Consider the following 21,912-nt stretch of genomic DNA (forward strand, 5'->3'; position numbering starts at 1 on the left):
TTTTACTCTACAGATATGGCAGTCGTGCTAAATTAAAAAGAGGCTTGTATGATCAGTGTTGATAAAGTAATTGCAGCAAACTTACCACAATTAGAAAGCTCACCAAAAGTAAAAAGCCTAGTAAAAAAGGGATTAGGCTATTTACTACATGAACAAGAGTTTGTGGCCTTTGCCGACACCTATCCTCATTTACAAGGGCTAGAATTTGTTGAACAAGTTCTTGATGAGCTCAATTTTGATACACGTTACAAGCCAAAGCAAATAGAGCATATTCCTAGCGAAGGTAAATTAATTATTGTTGCAAACCACCCTATAGGCTCTTTAGATGCGCTTGCATTAATTAAAGTGCTCTCAAGCGTAAGAAAAGATTTAAAGGTTGTTGCTAACCGTATGCTCATGTCGGTGACTCCAATGCACGACTTACTTTTACCTGTAAATAACTTATCTGGCACAAGTAAGAAACAAGAGCTTTATAATATTCACCAGCATTTGAAAAATGAGGGGATATTATTGATATTTCCCGCTGGTGAAGTATCACGGCTGAGCCCTACAGGTATCAAAGATTGTAAATGGAACAGCGGTTTTTTGCGCATGGCAAAAAAAGCCAATTGCCCTATATTACCTATTTATATAAAAGCTAAAAACAGCCCATTATTTTATGGGACTTCAATAATTTACAAACCCTTAGCAAGCTTGTTACTAGTAAAAGAAATGTTTAAACAACGCCAGAAATCGTTAGAGTTTGAAATTGGTGCGTCTATTCCTCCAGCGTCATACCTCATAGAAAATTTAAAAGATAAAGAGATTGTTAATTTAATACGAAAGCAACTGTATCGCCTAACAACTAAAAAAACCTTACCACTTAAAACACAAACTCCTATTGCTGTTCCTGAGTGTAGGAAAGAGCTTAAAAAAGCAATAGATGCGTGTCAGCTTCTGGGGGAAACACAAGATGGTATGCATATTCATTTATATCAATATACGGGTAGCTCACCTATTTTTAGAGAGCTAGGTAGGTTGAGAGAAATAGCTTTTAGAGCTGTAGGTGAAGGCAGTGGAAAACGCCGTGATATTGATAAGTACGATATGGACTATCAACACTTAGTTCTTTGGGACCCAACACAATTAGAGCTGGTAGGCGCGTATAGGCTAGCTTGCGCTAAAGAAATAATTGATAAACATGGCCGTAAAGGGCTGTATACCGACAGTTTATTTACTTATAGCACTGAAATGGGCCCCTACCTAGAGCAAGGAATTGAACTTGGTCGTAGCTTTGTTCAGCCAAAATATTGGGGACGTAAAAGCTTAGATTACCTGTGGTACGGCATTGGCGCATTTGTTAAAAACTACCCACAATATCGTTATTTATTTGGCGCTGTTAGCGTGTCTAATACGTTACCTGACCCGGCAAAGGCCATGCTAGTGTATTACTATCAGCATTATTATAAAACCGATGAAGTACTTGCGACTCCAAACAATGAATTCAAACTAAGCGAACATGAACTTGCGCAGTGTGACATGATTTTTTGCAAAAACGACGTTAAAGAAGACTTTGTAGAACTAAAGCATGTGCTTGCTAATATGGGTGCGCAAGTTCCCACTTTATTTAAACAATATACAGAGCTATGCAAACCTGGTGGGGTGAAATTTTTAAGTTTTAGCGTAGATCCCGACTTTAACAATTGCATTGATGGTTTAGTATTGGTTGACTTGAAAAATGTTAAAGATAACAAAGCAAAGCGATACTTAAGCTAATTGAAGCGAGGTTACCCTCGCCACTATCTGGGTTTTATTTGAGAACTAACTAACATTATCGTTCTATATAAATACGTGAAAGTAAGTCATAATAAATTGCTTCAACTTTTATTAAGTCATCAATAGATACGTGCTCATTAACCTGGTGAATTGTATTGTTTCTTAGCCCACATTCAATTACTTGAGTGTGGCTGTTAGCAAAAAAACGACCGTCAGATGTGCCACCACTGGTACTTAGAACTGGGTAGTTTCCAGTTTGACTATGTATGGCTTGTTCAACACAAGTAATTAAACTCCACTTGCTCTTAGGTTGGGTATAGTATGGTTCACATGGACGCTCCCAATTAATCGTTATGTAACGTGAAAATTCATCCAACGAATTGTTCAATATCGATTTAATTTTTTCACTGCTGTACCGATGGCTATAGCGAATATTAAATGTTATTTCGCAGTAACTAGGGACTAAATTATCGACCACATTGTCAATATTTATGCCTGTTACTTGCAGTGTTGTTTTTGAGCCTGCGTCATCTAAGTGCCACGCTTGTTCACTCAATTTATTGACTATTTTGGCACTAATATGTGCGGCGTTAATGGTATTTTGAGGATAAGCTACATGACCTGCCCTGCCCTTTACCAGAATACGTGCTGAAAGTGCACCACGGCGACCGTTTTTAATTGTATCGCCAACATGTGTCGAACTCGTTGGCTCGCCTACAATACATCCGTCTAAAACAATCCCATTTGAAGAAAGCTTATTGGCTATTTGCGCAGAACCAAACTCAGCCTCGCCTTCTTCATCAGAGGTAATGAGCCAATAAAAAGTCCCTGCTTTTGATGACGTGCTATTTATTAATTTTTTTGTGGCAGTTAGCATAGCTGCCACGCCTCCTTTCATATCAGCGGCACCTCTTCCGTAAATTACTCCATTAATTATTCTTCCATCAAACGGAGGGGTTAGCCAGTCACCGTTATCTGCAGGAACCACATCAATGTGCCCTGAAAAAGCGACACACGGTCCCTCATTGAATTTAATATGCGCAATTAAGTTAGTGACACCATTACTCGTAAATTTTTCACAGCAAAAACCTTGCTCACATAACTGCTCAACCAGCCAATCTATTGCACCGGCTTGATTCGGCGTTACTGATTTAAATTGGATAAGCGTTTGTAATTTATTTATTAATTCGGCGTTTAACCTTTGAGAAGTGACTGCTTGTTGTGAAACAACTAAAGACATTTTTTAACACCTTTATTACTAAGTAAGGCATTATTAAATAGTGAGAGTATGACTAAGAGATGTCAGCTTTTATACATTCTGATGATTATTACTTATATAGATTGTCAATCATTGCGGTTATGAAACAGCGTCAAAATTAATCTAAATCAATAAAATACTTTTCAACGTTCAATAATTTTTGAAACTTTGATCTAGAACAGGTTTTCCATATTTGTTAAGCGTAATAATGGCGTCAATCAAAAAGTAGTTCTTGGAGAACAACATGAAAACCAAAATTAGCATTGCACTATTAACCTCTTTATTAGCACTCTCTCCAGCTGCACACGCTAACTTCAGCGTAAATCTGGGCGCTATTAACGTTAACCCAGATAACAGTGGCTCTGCAATTAACGAAGCCCCCTCATTAGGTCTAAAAGGTGATTCTAATACTCAGCTAGGTATTACGGTAGACTATGCATTTAATGACAATTGGGTATTAGAATTGATTGCTGCTACGCCATTCTCTCATGATGTAAATGGAACAGGCGGTTTGGCTGGTAATAAAATTGCTAACATTAAACACTTACCACCCTCGTTAGTGGCACAGTATCACTTTTTAGATACAAGCTACCAGCTCAGACCATTCATAGGTGTTGGTGTTAATTATACAACCTTTTTTGATGAACAGCCTTCGCAAGCTCTTAAAGCTACCCTTGGTACAGACGATGTTAAAGTTGAGCTAGATGACTCTGTAGGGTTTTTAGTACAAGTAGGGGCTAATTATACAATGGATGATCACTGGGGACTTCATGCAATGGTTTCTATAATGGATATTGATACAGATGCAACCGTGTACGCTAACAATGCAAAAGCATTAACATCAACAGTTGAGCTTGACCCTGTAGTGGCAATGTTTGGTGTGAAGTATAGTTTTTAAAGTCTAAGTACGATGTTATGTGTGTAAAAAAGGCGCTAAGCGCCTTTTTTTTTGTGCAACGAAAACAATAACTCGGCCTCAGCCCTTGGTAACTCACACTCGCGAATAACTTCGTCTAAATCTGCACCTAACTCAACCATTTTCACAGCACGGGAATAAATCTTAGCATCAGGATCATCGTATTTTTGAGCCGATTGCTGCTGCAGTAAATCTTGGTTTTGTTGCTCAACCTCTAGAACTCGCTTGCCGATACTGAGTAAACCGGTTCTTAATTCAGCGGCTTCGCTTCTTAAAATATGAACTTGTTCTGCACATTCTTTAAGCTTTTGATGTACATCAGCAACATCGCTGGTGTGTTTATTTTTAAATGCAATAATAAGCGTTAACGATATAAGACCTACCGCTAACGCGCTTACAGCAATACTAAGTAACAGCATAGTTTATCTGATAAAGCTTATAAATCGCTTAACTCATCCCATTCGTCATCACTAAGTAGCTTATTTAAATCAACTAAAATAAGAAGCTCATTATCTCGATTACAGACACCTTGGATAAACTTAGCGCTTTCTTCAGTACCCACATTTGGCGCACTGTCAATCTCAGAGCTACGCAGGTATACAACTTCAGAAACGCTATCAGCTAAAATGCCTATAACTTGTTCTTCAGCTTCAATAATTAATATACGTGAGTTATCAGTTGCATCAGCTGCTGACAAACCGAATCGAGCACGTGTATCAATAACGGTTACTACATTACCACGTAAGTTAATAATGCCTATTACATAAGAAGGCGCACCAGGGACTGGTGCAATCTCGGTGTAACGCAGTATTTCTTGAACTTGCATTACATTAACACCGTAGGTTTCCTCTTCTAGTTTAAAAGTAACCCACTGTAATATTTCATCATTATTATCTGCATTTTTATTTTCTGACAGTAATTTCTCTTGGTTCATGCTGTTACCCCATAATGGTCATTACTACTGACGGCTATCTAAGCCCTCTTCTAATAACGTATTTAAATTGTCTACATCTATTAAAGCACACATTTTTTCTTTAATAACCCCGGCAAGCCATGGGCGCTTACTTTGATCTGTACGCCATTTTACATCTTCTTTTGTCAATGTAATGTTATTTATAAGCTTCTCAGCTAATAATCCCCATTGGCTATCTCCTAAAGTTATTAAATACTGATAATCAAGTGATGCCTCTAGTTTTTCATCGAACTTCTCTGGCATAACCCAGCGTGCTGTATCTACAACATTGAGCTTTTCATCACGATTAAGCATAACGCCTTTAAACCACTTTGGTTTACCAAACAGGTGATTCACTTCACCTAATTGATGTATACCGCCAAGAGCTTTAAGCGGGACTGCTAGCGTAAGTCCTGCAACTTCAAAGAACAATGCCTGAAATTCGCCGTCAAAGTAATCTGACTCACTGTTATTTGAAAGATTTAATTGTTTCTGTTTTGCTATTTTAAGGTCTGTACTCGTTGTCTCTTTTGGCGTTTCAATGACGTTAACTTTCGGTGTTGTAGCTTCTGCTTCTTTAACTTCATGCGTATCATCTAACGAAGATGATTCATGCTCAGCCACTACTTTAACTTTAGTAACTGGCTTCTGACTTTCATGAGTGGCTTCTTCGCTTGGCAAGTCACCCGGTATATTTTCTAAAAGTTTTGCTACGGGCTCTAAGTCACTGGCAAGCTCTTCTTCGCAAAGTAAGGCACCTAAGTACTGAGTCATTACTTTTTCATTAGCAAATAATTGCTTACTCATTCATTAACCTTGTTCAATTAAATAATCTAATAATGCTTTATAAGCAAATACACCGCGAGAGCGAGGGCAAAACTCTATGGGTACTTTTTGTGCTAAGCTTGCATCTCTTAGTTTTGTATCTACGGGAATAACACCTGGCCAAACTTTGTTACCGTAAGTTTTTTGTAACGTTTTGTAGGCTTCGAGTGATGCCTTCGTTCTTTTATCGTACATTGTAGGTATTATAGTATATTCGTAACTTTTCGCCTGTGAGCTCTGCATTAATTCCATTGTACGCATCATTCTATCTAAGCCTTTAAGCGCTAAAAACTCAGTTTGAACAGGGACTAAAATGCGCTCACTCGCAGCCAATGCATTAACCATCAAAACCCCTAAAACAGGGGGACAATCTAAAATAGCATAATCGTAATGTTCACTTATTTTGGCAAGTGTCTTTTTTAAAATTAACCCCATGCCTGTTTTATTGCCCATGCTTCTATCTAATGTAGCAATAGCCATAGTAGCAGGTAATATATCTAAATTTTCGAGGGTGGATGGGCATAATGCTTGAAGTATCTCCTCACTTTGCATACTAGTTCCACGAGCGAAAATATCGTAAACACTGACCTCTAAATCCTCAGAATCAATACCAAAGTAATATGTTAAAGACGCATGAGGATCGGTATCTATTAGTAGTACACGCTTACCCTGCAGTGCTAAAGTACCAGCAAGACTGACCGCAGTCGTTGTTTTACCAACGCCACCTTTTTGGTTGGCTACAGTCCAAATCTTCACATCACATCCTAGTTACTGTTCATTGCGAGTTGTAATACGAATTCCACCATGTGGTAAACGAATAATTTTTATTGTGTCATCGTCTGACGGTAATTCTACTTCTGGCTCAGGCGCTACTGCCTCAACTATCGGCTCTTCTGCTGATTTATTTTTCTCTTCTGGCAACCCATATTTAGATAACGCTATTACTACTTTTCTATTTTCAGCTCGGCCCTCATCTGTGTCGTTAGGTGCAAAGGGTGAATACTGTCCATACCCTTCAATAGCCATTCGGGCCGAATTTATGCCAAGTGCTTCAAGCTCAACAAGTATTGAAGTTGCGCGAGCGACAGAAAGCTCCCAGTTAGAGCGAAATATTTCATTTTTAATTGTTTCATCATCTGTATAACCACGCACCCGTATATAGTTATCCACTGGCGCGACAATATCTTTTACAATTTTAACAACTTGTTTTGCTCTAGAATGAGCAACTGCGCTACCACTTGAAAATAACATACCTGAACTCAGTTCTATTATGAGCCAATCTTGATGCAATTCTAGATTGGCTTCACCATCACGTATTTCATCAATAAGCGCTGACTGAAGTTTCGTTAATAAGCTATCAAGTGGTTTTCCTAAATATTTTTGCTGTATATTACTTGTCTCACTTTGGCCGTCTAACAACTCTGGGCCTTGCTCTTCCTTGTTGATACTTTCGCCATACAGCAATTCATCTTCAGGAGTAACCCTATCAGTAAGTATTCCAGTACCATCTATCCCCGTACCTTGCTGAGAATAAACACGAGCCGACTTGTCGAATACTTGCTCTAGGGAATCGGATAAAATTTGGAAGTTTTCTTCTTTGTTAATCGCAATCGCATACATTACAACAAAGAAGGCAAACATAATGGTCATATAATCCGCATAAGATACTAACCAGCGCTCTGTATGCTGGTTTTTATAGGCCGAGCGACCAAATCGTCGACGCATCATTTTTATGCGTCCACTAGGCTTGGCCGTTCAACACGATAAGCTTCTAACTTTAGCTCAATGTTCATTGGGCTTTGGCCATCGCTGATTGCAATTATCCCTTCTGCAAGCATTTCGTGGTAAAGCATCTTTTCTTCTACACGTTGCTTGAGCTTATGTGCCATTGGCAAAAATAATAAATTAGCTAACCCCACCCCATAAATCGTTGCAATAAAGGCTGTTGCAACCCCAGCGCCAAGCAATTGCGGATCGGTAATAAAAGACATAGCCTGAATGAGCCCAAGAACAGCTCCTAAAATACCGATGGTAGGGCTATAACCGCCCATTGCTTCGTATACACGCGCAGCTTCAAGCAAACGCTCACGCTCCAGCATTAAATCTATTTCAAGCGTATCACGTAGCCTCTGCTCTGAACCGCCATCAACAAGTAAACTCAGCCCTTTTGCTGCATATACATCTGAGTGAGTTAGGGCTTCATCCTCTAATGCCAAATATCCTTCTTGTCTCGCTTTATGAGACCAACGTTTAACTTGCTCAATTGCATCATCAATATTGTAACTGGGAGTCACAAATACCCAGTGACTCATTCTAAGCATTTTTTTAAAGGTACTAGTAGACGTTTGCAGCATTACAGCGCCTACTGTCCCACCTAGTACTATAATGAGCGCAGGGCCATTAAAAAGGGCGGCAATAACACCACCTTCTAAATGATAGCCAATTGCTATAGCACTTAGTGCTACAATTAAACCAAGTACAGAAAGCTTATCCACAACCGGTTTCACTTTTTATCCGCGTTGCAATATCGTCAAGCGCTAAACTCTCACTTGAAAGTCCCGCATTAGCAACAGCTTGTGGCATACCATAAACAACACAGCTTTTTTCATCTTGTGCCCAAATAGTGGCGCCAGTTTGTTTTAACATTCTTGCGCCATCTCTACCATCAGCCCCCATGCCGGTTAAAATAATAGCTAAAACATCTCCCTGATAAGCTTTTGCAATACTTGCAAATGTAACGTCAACACTGGGCTTATAAGTGATTCGCTCGCTATTGTCTTCAAAAACGCGCAATGTTTTAGAACCACCTCGACCTTCAACCATCATTTGTTGCCCGCCAGGAGCCAAATAGGCAGTTCCAGGGTCAAGACGATCACCTTGCTGTGCTTCTTTTACTTTTATTTTGCACAATCCATTTAAACGAGCTGCAAATGCCGGTGTAAAAGCAGCAGGCATATGCTGGATAAGTAAAATGGGATGCGGAAAATTAGCGGGTAATTGCGTAAGCACATTTTGTAAAGCAACAGGACCACCAGTAGATGTACCGATAGCCACAAGCTTGTATTGCTTGCCACTTGCACGAGTTGGTACGTTGTTTTGTGTTTTTGTTAATGTCGATGCGGTTGTTGAACGCTGAAAACTTCTATCTGGTTGCCTGATTGAAGACCCAGTATTACTGGTTTTATCAGGCACAGAGCGTGCCGCTGGTTTCTGGTGTGTTATTGGCCTAAAGGCTCTAGGAATGCGCTTATTACCAATTTCTTTGACTTTAGCTTGAAGGAGCTTTATCGCATCTTCATTATTACGTGCAATATCTTCAAACTTTTTAGGTAAAAAATCCATCGCTCCAGCATCAAGCGCATCAAGTGTTGCTGTTGCGCCAGCACGGGTTAAAGAGGAAAACATTAATATTGGCGTGGGGTTACTTGCCATTATCTCTTTAACAGCACTGATACCATCAAGCACAGGCATTTCTACATCCATCGTGATCATATCAGGACGAAGCTGAGCCGTTTTTTCTACAGCCTCTCTGCCATTAATGGCAAAACCTATAACTTGTATGTCGCTGTCTTGTTCAAGGATTTCGCTTACTCTACGACGAAAAAAGCTCGAATCATCAACAACTAAAACTTTTACGGCCATTTAGCTCTCTTATTAAATTTATACGTAGGTACACATCTTGTGTGTACCTACTTTATGATTTAGCCAGCGTAGTGTTTTAACATATTTGGAACATCTAAAATTAGTGCAATTCCACCATCTGATGTAATAGTTGCGCCTGCCATACCTGGAGTACCTTGCAAAAGAGCATCAAGAGGTTTAATTACAACTTCTTCTTGACCTATTAAAGAATCAACTACAAAACCAACCTGCTGAGTACCTATTTGAACAATAACAACATGACCTTGCGCTTTGCGCTGAGTGCGATCTGCTCCTTTAACTAACCAATGCTCAAGATAAAATAGCGGTATCGCTTTCTTACGTACAATAATGGTTAATTGACCATCAACAACATTTGTTTTGGTTAGATCTAAATGGAATATTTCGCTTACACCTGCTAATGGTAATGCAAATGTTTGTTCGCCAACTACAACCATCAAGGTTGGTAATATCGCAAGTGTTAACGGTACTTTTATTTCTAAAATTGTACCAACACCTAGCTCTGACTGAATACTCACTGAGCCATTAAGTTGAGTGATTTTAGTTTTTACAACATCCATTCCCACACCACGGCCTGAGATGTCAGAGATCTCTTCTTTGGTCGAAAATCCTGGTGCAAATATTAAGTTGTAGGCTTCAGTATCCGATAAACGACTTGCTTGATCGTGATCTATTACCCCTTTACCAATCGCTATCTTTTTGAGCTTTTCTGCGTCCATACCCGCACCATCATCTTTGATGGTAAGCAAAATATGGTCTCCCTCTTGAGACGCTGAAAGTGTAACATTACCCGTCCGAGGTTTGCCTGCTGCTTCACGGTCAGCTGGCATTTCTATACCGTGATCCACTGAATTTCTAACTAAGTGAACTAGTGGGTCTGCAAGTGCCTCAACTAAGTTTTTGTCTAAATCGGTTTCTTCACCAACAAGCTGTAAACTAATATCTTTATTTAAGCTTCGTGCTAAGTCACGAACAACGCGAGGGAAGCGGCCAAATACCTTTTTAATTGGCTGCATTCGCGTTTGCATTACTGCGCCTTGGATATCAGCCGTCACAACATCTAAGTTAGAAATGGCTTTGCCCATTGCTTCACTTTCTGAGTTAGTGGCTAAACTTACCAATCTGTTACGAACAAGTACAAGCTCACCCACCATATTCATTATTTGGTCTAGGCGTTTTGTGTCAACTCGGACTGTTGTTTCTGCTTGCGGAGGAGCTGGCTTTTTCACAGCTGCAGGCGCTGGAGCTGCTTTTTCTGCAGGCTTTTGCACTGGTTTTGGCGCAGCGGCTTTTACAGGTTCAGGCTTTTTAACAGGCTCACTTACCTTAGCCACAGGTTTAGCAGCGGGCTTCGGCTCTGAAGCTGCAGGGCTCTCTATTGATTTAGGGGCACCTGATCCATGAAGTTCGTCAAGCAATGCTTCAAACTCATCATCGCTAATTTCATCATCGCTAGAATCACTTGCAGGTGAACGTGTTGAAGGCGTTGCAGAACTTTCTGCAGAATTATTAGTTGCTGTTTGCTCTTTTACAGGCTCACTGGCCGCAACAGCACCAAAGCTTCCAACGCCATGAAGTTCATCAAGTAAGTTGTCAAACTCATCATCTGTAATGTCTCCACTGACATCACTACTACTGGACGCGCTTTCAGCTACTGGGCTTTGACCTTTTCCATGTAATTCGTCTAGTAAGTTTTCAAATTCATCTTCTGTTATTTCGTCAATCTGAGTTTCATCATCGCTTTGTTCAACTGTTCCACCGCTAAATAGCTCGTCAAATGCAAACGGATCTTCTTCATCAGTTCCTGAGGCTTCCTCGGCAACTGGGGCATCAATAACCTCGGCTTGAGGTTCTTCAGTTGAATCAACGGGTGAGTCACCAGCAAGCTCTTCTTCTGTTGGAGGTAAACCTAGTTTATGAAGGGTTTCAAGAAGTTCGGGATCGGCGGGTTCTGGTTTGTCACGATTTTGAATGGTGGCAAACATCTCGTTAATCGTATCGAGAGCTTGTAAAATTACGTCCATCAATTCCGAATTAACCGTTCGTACGCCTTGTCTAAGCAGGTCGAAGACATTCTCTGCGCCATGACATGCGTCAACGAGCTCGGTCATAGCTAAAAACCCAGCACCACCTTTTACAGTGTGAAACCCTCTAAATATGGCATTGAGTAATTCGGTGTCCTCTGGATTGTTTTCCAGCTCAACTAACTGTTCAGATAAAAGCTCTAGGATTTCTCCTGCCTCTACAAGAAAGTCTTGTAAAATATCTTCATCGACTTCAAACATGCAGTTACTCTCCTCTTAGAAGCCCAAACTTGATAAAAGATCATCGACTTCATCTTGATCAGATACAACATCATTACGTGATTCTTTATCAATAATAGGGCCTTCTGGACCTGCTAAAGTTTGTTCGTCTAATGGTTCATTTGTTTTTTGTTGTTCTATTTTTTCGGCTTTGCTTTCGCTTTGATCAGCGAAGGCTGTCAAAAGATGAATTAAGCTTTCTTCAACTTCTCTAACAAGCTCAATAACTCGGCGAATAACTTGGCCGGTTAAATCTTGATAGTCTTGTGCCATAAGTACATTAGTCATCAAACTTTGCAGCTCATCGGTTTTATGATGAGAATTGTTCATAAACTTATCAATGCTGTGGCATAACGATTTAAACTCCCCTAACTCAATCTCTCGATTCATTAGGCGATCCCATGTCGGTTTGATATGAGATATTTCGTCTGCCAACTGTTGAGCAATTGGTAGGCTAGCCTCAACAGCATCCATTGTTTTATTCGCGGCATTTTCTGTCATTTCTATAACATAATTGAGCCGTTTTTTTGCATCTGGAATAGCATCGGTAGTTAAGTCAGATAAGCGAGTGTCTAGCTCAAAGCTTTTTAAAGCTTCATGCAATTGACGGGTTAACTTTCCAACCTCAGCAAATATTTCAGATTGCTCCTTAGAAGCGGTATCTAAAATTAACTGATTGGCTTTGTCTTGCTCACCGTTTTCTAGAAAAACAACGAGCTGACGAGCTTGTTCTAAAGTTATTTGAGGCGCAGCAAGTGCTGACATAAGCCTCTCCCCCTATCATTAGCCTAAACGTTCAAATACTTTTTCTAATTTAGTTTTGAGTGTTCCAGCAGTAAATGGCTTAACGATATAACCATTCACACCTGCCTGAGCTGCCGCTATAATTTGTTCTTTTTTAGCTTCAGCCGTTACCATCAATACTGGAATGTGTTTAAGCTTATCATCCGCACGTATTGCTCTAAGTAGGTCTATACCCTGCATTCCTGGCATATTCCAATCGGTAACAACAAAATCAAATACTTGATTTTGTAGCATTGGCAAAGCGGTTGACCCATCGTCTGCTTCTTGAACATTAGTGAAACCTAAGTCACGCAACAGATTTTTAATAATACGTCTCATTGTTGAAAAATCGTCAACAACCAGAATTTTCATGTTTTTATCCAAAACATCCCCCAGTGAGGTCTTAACCTTGTTTACTTACTACTAATTTATCCAGTCATTGATTTTAGCTTTAAGCTTAATCATCGCCTGACCATGTATTTGACTTACACGCGATTCACTTACATCGAGTATATGCCCTATTTCTTTTAAATTCATTTCATCGTTATAGTACAAAGACAGCACCATTGCATCACGTTCTGGTAAAGATTTTATTGCACCTAATAAAGACTCGTTAAACCGCTCATTTTTAACATTATTAAACGGTTTGTCTAGCGCTAAATCTTGGCCCACTGGACTGATGGCATCTTCATCAACACCAAGGTCTTCAATACCGAGTACTTTACTTGCATTTACATCGTTTAAGATATGATGGTACTCATTTAACGAAATTTCAAGTTTTTCAGCAACTTCTATATCTGTCGGCTCACGGTTTAAGCTTTTTTCTAAAAATGCAATTGTTTCGGCCACCAAACGGCTTTTACGATGCACTGAACGGGGTGCCCAATCGCCACGTCGCATCTCGTCAAGCATTGCCCCACGAATACGAATCCCCGCAAAAGTTTCAAAGCTAGCCCCTTTGGTTGCATCAAAACTTTTAGATGCTTCAATCAGACCTATCATTCCTGATTGTATTAAATCGTCCAGCTGCACGCTGGCTGGTAAACGCGCTATAAGATGACATGCCACTTTTTTGACAAGTGATGCATGTTTTTCAACAATCACATTTAAATTTTGTGCTGATTGATATCCCATAACTTTATTCACCAATGTTGTCATAATTAGCCGTTTACTAGTTTCTCTATGAAAAACTCCAGATGACCTGATGGTTGATTAGGTATTGGCCATTTAACTGCTTTTGTTGCTAACGCTTGAAACGCAAGTGCCGCCGGCGAATTAGGAAAAAGCTCTACAATAACTTTTTGGCGACGCGTTGCTTTGCGCATATTTTCGTCGTAGGGAACCGTTGCGACCAGGTCCATTGATACATCTAAAAAACGATCGGTCACTTTGGAAAGTTTAGCAAATAACTCTTGCCCTTCACGCATACTACGGACCATATTTGCAACAATTTTAAATTTGTATACACCATGCTCGCGACTCAACACTTTAATGAGCGCATAAGCATCTGTAATCGATGTGGGCTCGTCGCATACAACAACCATGACGTCTTGTGCCGCGCGAGAAAAACTCAGCACCATGTCTGAAATACCTGCGGCTGTATCGACAATTAAAATATCAAATTCTGTATTTAATTCACTAAAAGCCCGTATAAGTCCCGCGTGCTCTGAAGGCGACAATTCAACCATACTTTGAGAGCCTGACGTTGCGGGTACAATCTTTATACCTGCGGGGCCTTCAACTAAAATTTCATCAAGTTCACATTCACCAGATAAAACATGTGATAAGTTACGTTCAACACGTAGTCCTAGCATAACGTCACAGTTTGCTAAGCCTAAATCGGCATCAAGAACCAACACTCTGTTACCTTGCTGGCCTAATGCAATTGCAGTATTCAGAGAAACATTTGTTTTTCCTACTCCACCTTTACCGCCAGTGACAGCGATAACTTTTACGCCGTTGTTATTGTTTTGACTCATTTTGCGCAGGCCACTTGCTTGATCTAATACTGTGTTAATCATACATCCCTACTGTGCTTGGCGCCACTGCTTGGTGCCTTGAATGTTGTGCTTTTGCTCTTTTTAAATAGAGTTGCTCAGCCTTTTTAACTAGTTTTTCAGCATTTGCAACTCGAATATCTTCTGGTACTCGTTGACCGTTAGTAAGATACCCTATTGGAAGGCGATTTTGAATCGCTATACTAATAATCTCACCTAAACTTAAAGATTCATCTAATTTGGTGAATATACAACCACTTAACTGCACTTTTTTAAAGTGCCTAACGGTTTCTTGCAACACATGTATTTGCGATGTTGCGCTGAGCACTAAATAACTGCGAATATCAACACGCTGATTACGCATTAGCGTATTAAGTTGCTCTGTTAAGCGCAAGTCGCGTTGGCTCATACCCGCAGTATCAATTAATACTAGTCGTTTATTTCGTAAATGATATAAAACTTCAGCTAATTCATTAGCATCTTTAACTTGCTTTACACCACAACCTATAATTCGGCCATAAGTGGCGAGTTGCTCATAAGCACCAATTCTGTATGTGTCTGTTGTGATTAAAGCAACTTTGTCTGCACCGTATTTTTGTGCGCCAAGCGCAGCTAATTTAGCAACGGTTGTTGTTTTGCCAACACCCGTTGGGCCGACTAAGGCGTATACACCGCCTTGACGTAAAATCTCGTTGTTGGTTGTCTGCATCTGATCTTCAACCATTGTTAAAAGTGCTTTCCAACCTTGCTGGCGAGATACATCGTCAGGTACGAAGCACGCCATTTGCTCAGCAACATCTTTATCTATTCCCATACCGACTAAGCGATCAATCATGCATGCACGAGTAGGATCGCGTCTTGCCATGTCTTGTTGCATAAGCCCTGACACTTGATGTTCTAACAATTGACGAATGGCATTCATTTCGTCACGCATTGACGAAATTTGCTCACTTTCAGTATGCTTAGTTTCTTCGCGAGGTGTCACTGGACTGTCAAGATCATCAAAACCACTTTCTAAATCATCAAATCCAAGGCTGTCTGCTTGTGTTTGCGGACGCGCTGAAGCTTGACGTTCATTAATGAATATAGGACGAGGACGCTGCTCTTGAACTGGCTCTTGGTAGTTGTCTGTAGTATCAATACCTGATTGAGAAAACATAGAAGCCAATTCTGCAGAACGAGGGCGTGGGGCTTGACGCTCTAATAATGCCTGAAGACTATCGGCTACTTTCGCTTGTGGCTCTGGTTTAGCGCGAAGAGGCTCTGGTTTTACAAAATTATGCACTGGCTGTGTTTTTGTTGAGCTTTGTGCTGGAGCGCTAAGTGCTTGCTCTTTTTTAGGGGCTGCTTTGTCATAATCTACTGCTGCTACAATTTCTACACCGTTAGCTAGTTTTTTATTTGACATAATAACCGCATCAACACCTAATTCGTCTTTAACTTCTTTAAGTACTGTGCGCATATCTTTAGCAAAAAAACGTTTTATTTTCATGATTCAACCCCTTTAAAATCTTATTGTTGGCCAACAGAGCTGACTATCTTGATCTGTCTTTCATCTGGTACCTCTTGATAAGACATCACCCTTAAACCCGGGATGGTGTACTTAACAAAACGAGATAACACAGTGCGTAACATTCCCGACGTTAGCAATATTGAAGGTTCACCGGACATTTCTTGATTTTGATGCGCTTCATTTAGTGACACTTGAAGTCGCTCTGCAAGTCCTGGCTCTATACCGGCACCTTCGTCGCCTGCATTTTGTAGTGACTGATGCAACATCTGTTCCAACTCAGGCGCCAAGGTTATGACAGGGATTTCTGAAGACATGCCTACAGCGTCTTGAACGATTAATCGACGTAATGAAATACGTACTGCAGCCGTTAGCACATCAGGGTCTTGGCTACGTGGCCCATACTCAACAAGGGTTTGTACAATTGAGCGCATATCACGAATTGCAACGCCCTCATTAAGTAGATTTTGTAGTACTTTTACTATCACAGTTAACGGTAATACGTCAGGGACTAAACCTTCAACTAAGCGAGGGTGGCTTTTACCTAACATATCTAATAAGTTCTGTACTTCCTCGTGACCTAACAGCAGTGCTGCGCTGTTAGTAAGCAACTGGCTAATGTGTGTAGCCACAACTGTAGCTGAATCTACCACGGTATAGCCAAGCGATTGTGCTTCGTCTTTTTGATCTGGTTTTATCCATACCGCATCAAGCCCAAAAGCAGGGTCTTTAGTTTCAACCCCTTTAATTGGCCCAAATACTTGACCTGGATTTATTGCTAACTCATCACCATGCTTGAGTTCACCTTCACCGGTAGATACCCCCATAAGCGTAATTCTGTATGCATTAGGGTCAAGCTCTAAGTTATCGCGAATATGTACGGGTGGAACTAAAAAACCCAGCTCTTGAGAGAGCTTTTTACGAACACCCTTAATACGATTTAGCAGCTCTCCGCCTTGAGACTGGTCAACCAAAGGAATTAATCTGTAGCCCACTTCTAAGCCAATTACATCTACTTGCTGAACGTCATCCCAGCCAAGTTCTTTCTGCTCTTGCTTGTTGGCAACGCCCGTACCAGCAGTTCCATTTGCAGCAGCCTCGGCTTCTGCTGCAGCCACTTTTAATTTACTTTGTTGAGTGTAGTAAGCTAAATAACCTAATAATGCACCTAGGCTTAAAAATGCTAAATGAGGCATGCCAGGCACTAAGCCCATGGTAATTAAGATGCCAGAGGCTATAAATAAAGATTTTTCGTTGCCAAGTTGTTTCTTAAACTGGTCGCCCATATTGAGAGACTCGTTTTGGCGTGTTACTACAATTGCGGTACCAATTGATAGTAGTAATGAGGGGAGCTGAGCCACCAAGCCATCACCAATCGTAAGGAGTGTGTAAACTTCCATAGCTTGGCCAAAGCTTAAGTCATGCTGGATCATGCCAACAAATAGGCCACCAACAATGTTAATAATTAAAATGACGATACCAGCAATAGCATCACCTTTTACAAACTTACTTGCACCATCCATTGAACCATAAAAATCGGCCTCGCGGGTTACTTCTTCTCGGCGATCGCGCGCTTGCTCGGCACTAATAAACCCTGCGTTTAAATCAGCGTCAATTGCCATTTGCTTACCAGGCATTGCATCAAGTGTAAAACGTGCAGATACCTCAGAAATACGCCCTGCACCTTTAGTGATTACTACAAAGTTAATAATAATCAGAATTAAAAATACCACTAAACCAACAGCATAATTGCCGCCAATCACAACTGAGCCAAAGGCTTCTATTACCTTCCCCGCAGCATCTCCACCATTATGTCCCTCTAAAAGTACAACTCGTGTACTGGCTACGTTGAGTGCTAAACGCATAATTGTGGCGATAAGCAACACGGCCGGAAACATACCAAACTCAACGGGTTTCATGGTGTAAACCGTGACGAGTAGTACCACCAACGCTAACGCAATATTGAATGAAAAAAGGATATCAAGTAAAAATGGCGGTAACGGTAAAATGACCATTCCCAAAGCTGCAAGCACAAGTAAAGGCGTACCTACGCCTTTTGCATATTCTTTTTTATCTGCATTAAGTTGTTGTAATACCGCTTTAAAACTCATAATTCTACAATTTCAAAAAATTGACACTACGTAGAATTAGCAATAACTATTCCAAGTTAATAAAGGAGTAATATTAATACCTGTAGGCATCAGGAATGGGGAGCTTTTTATTAAGCTTAGTCGGGCGTTTTCCGCGACCTTTATTGAAGCGTTTTAGCTGAAAAACATAAGCTAGCACCTGTGCAACGGCAGTAAACAGTTGATCAGGAATTTGTTCTCCTACTTCTGCGGTATGATAAAGCGCTCGAGTAAGCATTGGCGACTCAACAATGGGTACATCATTGCCGTTTGCCACCTTTCGAATTTGCATAGCCAGTTCATCCACGCCTTTAGCAAGCACTATAGGTGCTCCTGCTCGCTCAGTGTCGTATTTAAGAGCAACAGAATAATGCGTTGGGTTGGTAACAACTACATCGGCATCGGGCACGTCTTGCATCATTCTTTTTTGAGACATTTGTCTCTGAGTTTGCCTAATACGCGCTTTTATTTGAGGGTCACCTTCAGAGTTTTTGTACTCATCTTTTACTTCTTGCAGTGTCATTTTTAACTGCTTATGGTGAGTATGACTTTGATACGGGGCATCGATTGCTGCAATAATTACCAATGTGCACGACAATGCTAAAAACATCCACGAGAGGATTTCGAGCGCATGGATAATATTATTAGGTGCAGACTCAATACTTAAGTGTAATATTTCGTCAAAAAAAGTATTAATTAAAAAAAAGGCAAAACTTGCGACCACTAAAAACTTTAAAATAGCTTTAGTAAGCTCTACTGCAGCTTGTGGGCCAAACATGCGTTTAAAGCCTTTAAATGGAGACATTTTGCTTGCTTTAGGAGCGGCTGCTTGCCAACTAAAATTAAAGCCACCCAGTAAAGTATTACCTATAATGCCCGCAAATAAAATAATGAATACAAACATAGCCATAGGAAAAATAAGCGCGTCGGCAACACTGGACCAAACCGCAAACATTTTAGTGGTGTCGTAGGTTTCATTTCGATTAAGACTGAGCATTCTGCCCATAATATTGTATAACCCCTTACCAATTTCAGGGCCGTACATTAACAATGAAATAGCTGAAAATATAAGAACAAACATGGTGCCTAATTCTTTTGAACGAGCAACCTGCCCTTTCTTTTTAGACTCTTCTATTTTTTTCCCTGTGGGTTCTTCTGTTTTTTCTTGACCTGAATCTTCAGCCATAACAAACTCCTAAGGTGAACAACCAACTAAGGTACACATTAGTTCGATCATTTTAAGCCACTGAAATTCAAATTGCAGGATGAAGTTGCCCAGTGTTGCCCAAATAATGACAAGCCCTGCTACAAGAGTGAATGGAAAACCAATAGCAAAAATATTTAACTGAGGCGCCGCACGGGTCATAATACCAAATGAAATATTAATAACTAGCATTGCTGTCAATGGTGCAAGTGAGAGCACTAAAGCCGTTGTAAACATCCAACCGCCCCACGTTACAATATCCCAGTAATGATCTACTGACCACCAATTACCATCAATTGGCAGTACCTCAAAGCTATGTACAACCATCTGTATCATCATTAAATGGCCGTTGAATACAAAAAATAATAGTGTTGCTAAAATAAGAAAAAACTGACCAACAGCCGGAACGCTGGCTCCATTTGAGGGGTCAATGACAGAAGCAAAACCTAAACCGGTTTGCATAGCAAGTATCTGACCTGCCAATACGAAGGTATTGAGTAACAAGGTAGAAGCAAAGCCAATCGCTATTCCAATAAGCATTTGCTGTATGACCACTAAAATCATTTCAAACGAAAACAAGTTAGTAAATGTAGCTGGAGGAAGAACAGGCACAACCAACAGAGTCACGACCACTGATAAACCCAGCTTTATACGTGTTGGCACATTTTTAGCGCCTAACCCCGCCATTATCATAATCATGGAACTAATACGTACCAAAGGTAGTAAAAAGTCGCTCAACCATTGAATGACAACTGAAAACGGGTACTCCACTTGCTAACCTGCAATTTCGGGAATGAGCAACACCAACCGGGTAAAAAAGTCCATAAGTTCTTGTGTAAACCAGTGACCACCAACAATTAATGCACTTATAGTAATTACCAAACGCGGTAAAAAACTCAACGTTTGTTCATTGATAGACGTAGCCGCTTGAAACACCGCCACCACTAGGCCAATAATTAAACCTGGAACAACAATAGCCGATACTAATTTAATAACTAAAAACAGTGCATCGCTAAGAATATCAACAAAAATTTCTGGTTCCATGCTGTAATCCTATCTTTTAGTTACATTCAAAAAATACATACTATGTGCCTAAACCAAAGCTTTTGGCGAGGGTTCCCATCACTAAGCTCCAGCCATCAACAAGTACAAACAGCATTATTTTAAAGGGTAAGGAAACAATCATGGGGGAGAGCATCATCATACCCATAGCCATGAGTACAGACGCAACAACTAAGTCGACGATTAAAAAAGGTATAAAAAACATAAATCCTATAATGAACGCGGTTTGCAGTTCGCTTGTTACAAATGCGGGTATAAGAACTATGAGCGGAGTTTCTTCAGGTGACTCTAGCTTGTCGTAGCCTGCTATTTTGGCAAATGTTTCTAAGTCTTTTAAACGAACCTGCGAGAGCATAAATGCTTTCATTGGCTCTTTTGCAAGCTCCAATGCTTGTACCGACGTAACTTGCTCATTTAAATAAGGCTCTATGGCTACGTCATTAACCTTTTGATAAATAGGCGCCATGATAAAAATACTTAAAAATAAAGACATGCCCAACAGTACTTGATTAGAGGGCGTTTGCTGCAAACCAATTGCTTGGCGTAAAATTGCGAGTACAACAATGATACGTGTAAAAGACGTCATCATGATTATGGCTGCCGGTATAAAACTCAGCGCCGTCATAATGGCTAAAACTTGCAATGTCACCGAGTAATCTTGTGTGCCATCTGCGTTTGTTGTGATAGTAAGCGCATCAATACCTTCAGCGCTTACGCTTGGAACAAACACAATGGCAAAAATAATTAGCAGCCACTTAGTCATAGGTTTAGTTCTTTTTATTTTGTTTCGATTTGGGGTTTAACAGTTTACTAAATTGCTTAGCAAGTTCTGGGATTTCTTTTTCACTCAGTGGTGATTCTAATTTATGAAGGTAATTAATACTGTGCGGCGTGACGCCTAATAAATGCTGCGCATTATCAATTTCTACCACCATTAAGCGTTCGCGTGAGCTTAAGGGAAGACTTCGAACCACTTTAAATTCATCACTGTTTGCCAAATTAGGATTAAGTTTTTTTACAAAAATAGCCAGAACAACAATGAGCACTAGCACCACAATAAGCGAAAGCACCATAGAAATTAAATCGCCCGTAGGCGTAACTGACTCTGTTTTTGTAAATACAGATGCTGTTAGCGCAAAAAAGGCACTCATCGTAACTTTTTGATCCGCTCTACTTGGCTGATAACATCCGTTAGGCGAATACCAAACTTATCATTTACCACCACCACTTCACCGTGAGCAATTAAGGTACCATTAACCAATACATCTAATGGCTCACCAGCAACACGATCAAGCTCAACTACAGAGCCTTGGTTAAGTTGTAGCAAATTACGAATATTAATTTTTGAGCGTCCAACTTCCATCGATATGGTCACTGGGATGTCTAAAATTGTATCGAGCTTGCGCTTTTCTTCGCCTGTTATTTCGCTTTTTTCATCACTTAATTCATCAAGTTCGGCAACTTGCGCTTCGCCAGCATCATCACCACCTTCAGCCTCAGCAAGTGCGGCTGCCCATTCGTCCATTGTGTCTTGATCATCGCTCATACGTTTAACCTT

Annotated in this window: 23 protein-coding genes; 2 read left to right on the top strand and 21 right to left on the bottom strand. The window is 40.3% G+C overall.

Annotated elements, in window-relative coordinates:
- The first annotated feature begins 48 nt into the window (after positions 1-48).
- Entirely contained in the window at positions 49-1,755 is a 1,707-nt protein-coding gene (locus tag PS1M3_RS11605) for a lysophospholipid acyltransferase family protein (protein WP_138740364.1), read from the top strand.
- A 55-nt stretch (positions 1,756-1,810) separates the two neighbouring features.
- Here the strand turns inward: PS1M3_RS11605 and dapE are convergent, their stop codons facing one another.
- Positions 1,811-2,995 (bottom strand): succinyl-diaminopimelate desuccinylase, encoded by a 1,185-nt coding sequence (gene dapE, locus PS1M3_RS11610; RefSeq protein WP_138740365.1) that lies wholly within the window; start codon positions 2,993-2,995, stop codon positions 1,811-1,813.
- Positions 2,996-3,257: 262 nt separating this feature from the next.
- Between dapE and PS1M3_RS11615 the strand changes: the two genes are divergently transcribed.
- On the top strand, positions 3,258-3,911 hold the full coding sequence (locus PS1M3_RS11615) for an OmpW family protein (RefSeq protein WP_138740366.1): 654 nt from the start codon (positions 3,258-3,260) through the stop codon (positions 3,909-3,911).
- Positions 3,912-3,946: 35 nt separating this feature from the next.
- Here the strand turns inward: PS1M3_RS11615 and PS1M3_RS11620 are convergent, their stop codons facing one another.
- The 20 genes from PS1M3_RS11620 to fliN all read right to left on the bottom strand — a co-directional run bounded on the left by PS1M3_RS11620 (position 3,947) and on the right by fliN (position 21,900).
- Positions 3,947-4,348, bottom strand: a complete 402-nt coding sequence (locus tag PS1M3_RS11620) for a DUF2802 domain-containing protein (RefSeq protein ID WP_006792764.1) — start codon at positions 4,346-4,348, stop codon at positions 3,947-3,949.
- A 17-nt stretch (positions 4,349-4,365) separates the two neighbouring features.
- Positions 4,366-4,863 carry a chemotaxis protein CheW gene (locus PS1M3_RS11625; protein ID WP_006792763.1) on the bottom strand — a complete coding sequence of 166 codons (498 nt, stop codon included), beginning with the start codon at positions 4,861-4,863 and terminating at the stop codon, positions 4,366-4,368.
- 24 nt (positions 4,864-4,887) lie between these two features.
- Positions 4,888-5,688: a chemotaxis protein CheW gene (locus PS1M3_RS11630; RefSeq protein ID WP_008132585.1), complete on the bottom strand. Its 801-nt coding sequence runs from the start codon at positions 5,686-5,688 to the stop codon at positions 4,888-4,890.
- Positions 5,689-5,691: 3 nt separating this feature from the next.
- Positions 5,692-6,462: a ParA family protein gene (locus PS1M3_RS11635; RefSeq protein ID WP_008132586.1), complete on the bottom strand. Its 771-nt coding sequence runs from the start codon at positions 6,460-6,462 to the stop codon at positions 5,692-5,694.
- 12 nt (positions 6,463-6,474) lie between these two features.
- On the bottom strand, positions 6,475-7,434 hold the full coding sequence (locus PS1M3_RS11640) for a flagellar motor protein MotB (RefSeq protein ID WP_203984366.1): 960 nt from the start codon (positions 7,432-7,434) through the stop codon (positions 6,475-6,477).
- 2 nt (positions 7,435-7,436) lie between these two features.
- Entirely contained in the window at positions 7,437-8,201 is a 765-nt protein-coding gene (locus tag PS1M3_RS11645; protein WP_006792759.1) for a flagellar motor protein, read from the bottom strand.
- Positions 8,194-9,348 (bottom strand): chemotaxis response regulator protein-glutamate methylesterase, encoded by a 1,155-nt coding sequence (locus PS1M3_RS11650; protein WP_008132590.1) that lies wholly within the window; start codon positions 9,346-9,348, stop codon positions 8,194-8,196. The genes PS1M3_RS11645 and PS1M3_RS11650 overlap by 8 nt, the downstream gene beginning before the upstream one ends.
- Positions 9,349-9,407: 59 nt before the next feature.
- Entirely contained in the window at positions 9,408-11,651 is a 2,244-nt protein-coding gene (locus tag PS1M3_RS11655; RefSeq protein ID WP_008132594.1) for a chemotaxis protein CheA, read from the bottom strand.
- Positions 11,652-11,666: 15 nt separating this feature from the next.
- The gene (locus PS1M3_RS11660) at positions 11,667-12,434 is read right to left on the bottom strand and encodes a protein phosphatase CheZ (protein ID WP_006792756.1); all 768 of its coding nucleotides are present in this window, start codon (positions 12,432-12,434) and stop codon (positions 11,667-11,669) included.
- Between the two features lie 18 nt (positions 12,435-12,452).
- Positions 12,453-12,836: a chemotaxis response regulator CheY gene (gene cheY / locus PS1M3_RS11665; protein WP_008132609.1), complete on the bottom strand. Its 384-nt coding sequence runs from the start codon at positions 12,834-12,836 to the stop codon at positions 12,453-12,455.
- Positions 12,837-12,875: 39 nt separating this feature from the next.
- Positions 12,876-13,586, bottom strand: a complete 711-nt coding sequence (locus PS1M3_RS11670) for an RNA polymerase sigma factor FliA (protein WP_008132612.1) — start codon at positions 13,584-13,586, stop codon at positions 12,876-12,878.
- 26 nt (positions 13,587-13,612) lie between these two features.
- Entirely contained in the window at positions 13,613-14,473 is an 861-nt protein-coding gene (locus tag PS1M3_RS11675) for a MinD/ParA family protein (RefSeq protein WP_006792753.1), read from the bottom strand.
- A complete protein-coding gene (gene flhF / locus PS1M3_RS11680) occupies positions 14,466-15,941 on the bottom strand; it encodes a flagellar biosynthesis protein FlhF (RefSeq protein WP_203984367.1) in 1,476 nt (491 codons plus the stop codon). Before flhF ends, PS1M3_RS11675 begins: the two co-directional genes overlap by 8 nt.
- A gap of 20 nt (positions 15,942-15,961) precedes the next feature.
- On the bottom strand, positions 15,962-18,070 hold the full coding sequence (gene flhA, locus PS1M3_RS11685; protein ID WP_006792751.1) for a flagellar biosynthesis protein FlhA: 2,109 nt from the start codon (positions 18,068-18,070) through the stop codon (positions 15,962-15,964).
- A gap of 73 nt (positions 18,071-18,143) precedes the next feature.
- Positions 18,144-19,274, bottom strand: coding sequence for a flagellar biosynthesis protein FlhB (gene flhB, locus PS1M3_RS11690; protein WP_010555918.1), 1,131 nt, complete (start codon positions 19,272-19,274; stop codon positions 18,144-18,146).
- 9 nt (positions 19,275-19,283) lie between these two features.
- Positions 19,284-20,063, bottom strand: coding sequence for a flagellar biosynthetic protein FliR (gene fliR, locus PS1M3_RS11695; RefSeq protein ID WP_006792749.1), 780 nt, complete (start codon positions 20,061-20,063; stop codon positions 19,284-19,286).
- 3 nt (positions 20,064-20,066) lie between these two features.
- Complete coding sequence (fliQ, locus tag PS1M3_RS11700; RefSeq protein WP_008132620.1) at positions 20,067-20,336, bottom strand: flagellar biosynthesis protein FliQ; 270 nt, start codon at positions 20,334-20,336, stop codon at positions 20,067-20,069.
- 40 nt (positions 20,337-20,376) lie between these two features.
- Positions 20,377-21,117 (bottom strand): flagellar type III secretion system pore protein FliP, encoded by a 741-nt coding sequence (fliP, locus tag PS1M3_RS11705; protein WP_006792747.1) that lies wholly within the window; start codon positions 21,115-21,117, stop codon positions 20,377-20,379.
- A 4-nt stretch (positions 21,118-21,121) separates the two neighbouring features.
- The gene (gene fliO / locus PS1M3_RS11710) at positions 21,122-21,505 is read right to left on the bottom strand and encodes a flagellar biosynthetic protein FliO (RefSeq protein WP_008132624.1); all 384 of its coding nucleotides are present in this window, start codon (positions 21,503-21,505) and stop codon (positions 21,122-21,124) included.
- Positions 21,502-21,900 (bottom strand): flagellar motor switch protein FliN, encoded by a 399-nt coding sequence (gene fliN, locus PS1M3_RS11715; RefSeq protein WP_006792745.1) that lies wholly within the window; start codon positions 21,898-21,900, stop codon positions 21,502-21,504. Before fliN ends, fliO begins: the two co-directional genes overlap by 4 nt.
- Between the last annotated feature and the right edge of the window lie 12 nt (positions 21,901-21,912).

Origin of the sequence: Pseudoalteromonas sp. PS1M3, from assembly GCF_016865405.1 — a bacterium.
GTDB lineage: Bacteria > Pseudomonadota > Gammaproteobacteria > Enterobacterales > Alteromonadaceae > Pseudoalteromonas > Pseudoalteromonas marina.